Raw genomic sequence first — 3,689 nt, 5'->3', positions numbered from 1 at the left:
ATTTTTAATGATATTTTTAGCAATATTTTCATGTAAATAAATCCGCAACAAATTATTCTATTAACTATATTTTCGTGACATATTTTTAACGCAGTCTAATTTGCAATAAGGTTTGCAATGAATTAAGCATGAGTTGAGCTAAGTTGGTTCTCACTCATCCTCTGCCGTTAGAGGGATGTTCATTCAGTCAAAAAAGGCTTTTGATAAGTAGCTAGGATAATTAACGAGCTAGGTGCAACAGGTTGAGAATGCTGTTTGAGCAGATCTTGCTCTCTAGCTTAGAGCTCGGCCTGAAGTATAAAGGCAATCGCCTGCGGCAGGGGGAGTAGGAGCAATTCTGTGTCCGAATTATTAAACGCGCTTGAGGATGAGCGATTCCCGAAGCAATCCTCACACCCATTCTCAGATTCATCCCCAGACCCATCTTCACAGCGCCTGAACCGAACCGTATTAATTGCAGAAGATAACGAAATCGATCGAGAGTTGTATCGACGCTACCTGCTGCGAAATTCCGAGCAGACTTATCAGGTTCTGGAAGCTGTCACTGGGAAGGAAGCTCTTGATTTTTGTCGGCTTCAGCCAGACGTAGTGCTGCTTGACTATCGCCTGCCCGACTTTGAAGGACTGGAGTTTCTGAAGGCACTGCAAGCCCAAAGTGGTCATCTGTCGCCTCCGGTCATTGTGATCACTGGGCAGGGCAATGAGTCAATCGCCGTGCAGCTGATGAAAGCCGGGGCAGAAGATTATTTGATCAAGGGCAGGCTCTCGTCAGACGAGTTGCAGTTTGCAGTTGAAAGCGCGATCGAAAAGGCTCAACTTCAACGCAAAATTCGCCAGATCGAAGCCGAACGACAACAAAACCTGGAACGAGAGCGCATTATTAACCGGATTGCTCAGCAGGTTCATCGATCGCTTGATTTAGATGACATTTTGCAGACCACGGTGCAGGAAGTGCGGCAGTTTTTGCATACCGATCGCGTCTTGATTTTCAGCTTCGAACCAGAGCTGGAATGGGGCGCAGTCGTGGCAGAAGCCGTCGTGTCGCCGTGGGATTCTGTTTTATCAAACACGTTTCACGATCCTTGCTTTCATCGGGGCTACGCTGAAGGATATCGCCAGGGAAGGGTTATGGCGGCAGCAGATATCCGCACGATAGGGCTGGAACCCTGTCACCTTGAGTTTCTCGAAAGCTTGCAGGTGCGAGCCAATCTGGTCGTGCCAATTTTGCAGAAAGAGACGCTGTGGGGTCTGCTCATTGCCCAAAACTGTGCTGCTCCACGTGAGTGGAAACCCGCCGATGTCGATCTGCTAAAACAGCTTGCAACTCAGGTGGGTACTGCAATTCAGCAAGCCAACGCCTATGCCAAAATGGCAGAGTGGAACAATCGATTAATTGAAGTGAACGAAGCGCTGAAAGTCACGCTGAAAGAGTTGCAGACGACCGAAGAAGAACTGCGGCAGCAGCACGAACAGCTTGCCCACGAGCAGCAACGCTATCAGGACTTGTTTAACTTCGCGCCCGATGGCTATGTCGTCACAAATTCAAATGGGCAGATTCAGGAGGCAAACCAGGCGATCGTAGACTTATTAGCCGTTGAGCCGCAGTTTTTGCTGAACCAGCCGCTTGCTTGTTATCTGGCGAGTGCTGAAGATCAGCAAGCGTTTTTTATCCAGCTTAATCAGCCTCACTGTTTTCAGCAGGTGCAGTCGCTAGAGTTGCAGCTTCGATCGCAGCAGGGCAGGACGTTTCCCGCTGGAATTACTATTACGGGTATCTACAGCAATGGACAGCTCACCGGGCTGCGCTGGCTGATTCGAGACATCACCGAACGCAAACAGGCAGAAGCCGAACGAGAGCATTTATTACAGCAAGAGCAAGCCGCCCGCACCGCAGCAGAACGGGCAAATCGCCTCAAAGACGAATTTCTGGCTGTGCTGTCCCATGAGTTACGATCGCCGCTCAACCCCATTCTGGGCTGGGTTAAACTGCTTCAGAGCCATCAGCTTGCCCCAGAAAAAACAACGGTTGCCCTGGAGACGATCGAGCGCAACGCCAAACTTCAGGCACAGCTCATCGAAGATCTGCTCGACATCTCCCGCATTATGGGCGGCAAGCTAACTCTAAACGCAGCTCCGGTCGATCTAGCAACCGTCCTCTCAGCAGCGCTCGAAACGGTGCGGCTGGCAGCCATCGCAAAATCAATTCAGCTTGATCTGGCAATTCTCCCCTCGGAAAACAACGCAGCAACTCATCTGGCAGCAAACCGCGTTTTTGGCGATGCCACTCGCCTTCAGCAAGTCTTCTGGAATCTCCTGTCTAATGCCATCAAATTCACGCCAAACGGCGGCAGAGTTACGGTGAAGCTAGAACAGGTTGCAGCTCAAAATGGGGAGATGGGAAGTCGTGATACCCGCAGATCAGCCACTTACCCTTCCTCCACTTCCACACCCCTCCACTCCTCCGCCCCTCCACTCATCCCTCCCTTCACCCAAGTCACCATTACCGACACCGGAAAAGGCATTGCTCCCGAATTTCTGCCCTTTGTGTTTGAATATTTTCGGCAGGAAGACGCTTCCACAACGCGTCAGTTTGGAGGACTGGGCTTAGGAATGTCGATCGCCCGTCAGATGGTGGAAATGCACGGAGGAACGATCGCGGCTGCCAGCCCTGGTGAGGGACAGGGAGCCACGTTCACAGTTTGCCTGCCCCTGATCAGGAGTCAGGGAGATGGAAAGTTGAGGAGATGGAGAGAAAACAATTCCTCTACCCCGCCTACCTCCCCTAACCCCGCATCCCCTTATCCCTCTACTCATCCCCTGGCTGGGGTACGAGTGCTGATCGTCGATGATGAGCCGGATACACGCGAGTTTCTGGCGTTTCTGCTGCAAGATGAGGGCGCGACGGTGACAGAAGCCACCTGTGCTGCTGATGTCTTGCAAACAATGGAGCAGTTCAGCCCTGATGTGATTGTCAGCGACATTGGAATGCCTGAAATAGATGGCTATATGTTGATGCAAAGACTCCGTACCTCTCAACAAACGCGATCGATCCCGGCAATTGCCCTGACGGCATACGCCAGCAAATCTGATCAGCAGCAAGCCATTGCCGCAGGCTTTCAGCGACACGCAACGAAACCGATCGATCCCGGTAAAATGATTGCCCTAATCCAGGAGCTAGTCCAACCCCAGTAGTTGTTTGCCTGCTGCCCGCAAGAAGTTAAACAGGGCGATCGAGCAAGTCGGACGGGTTGAACTGGTTAAACAAGTCGGATAAATCGGATAAATCGAATAAATTGGGTAAAAAAGTAGTCATAGTAACCCTTTGGCGTAAAGGTTTACCTATAGATTAGATCGATAAATTATTTGAAGGTGGCTATATTCGAGTCGCCAAATTGTCAGGCTGTTAAGGAAAACCTTTATTGATTAAGGTATTCACTTCTGAGTGTGTCTGATTTCGCCCAGGTTGAGCGGTATCGCTGTAGCCAATCGGCTGAAGGCAAAGTACAGGGATTTCACCTTTGTTTTGGGTAGAGCAGTTGTTTTGGATAGAGCAGTTGTATCAAGCACTGCCCTCAGGTTTCTGGCTGAATGTGGACAGCGATGCCTGAAGTCGTGATGAATTGTCATTTGCACAAGGGATGGATTGTCATTTGCACAACATGGAGCAAGGGGTAGCCGGATGTGTTGGG

At 50.4% G+C, this 3,689-nt stretch carries 1 protein-coding gene; it reads left to right on the top strand.

The annotated features are described in order from the left end of the window. The first annotated feature begins 339 nt into the window (after nt 1–339). Entirely contained in the window at nt 340–3,192 is a 2,853-nt protein-coding gene (locus H6F80_RS00620; RefSeq protein ID WP_190789687.1) for a response regulator, read from the top strand. Nucleotides 3,193–3,689 lie beyond the last annotated feature (497 nt).

The sequence above is a fragment of the Leptolyngbya sp. FACHB-711 genome (genome assembly GCF_014695615.1).
GTDB lineage: Bacteria > Cyanobacteriota > Cyanobacteriia > Elainellales > Elainellaceae > Leptolyngbya_A.
The sequence above is the reverse complement of the archived record's forward strand: the minus strand, read 5'-3'. Positions and strand labels throughout refer to the sequence as shown.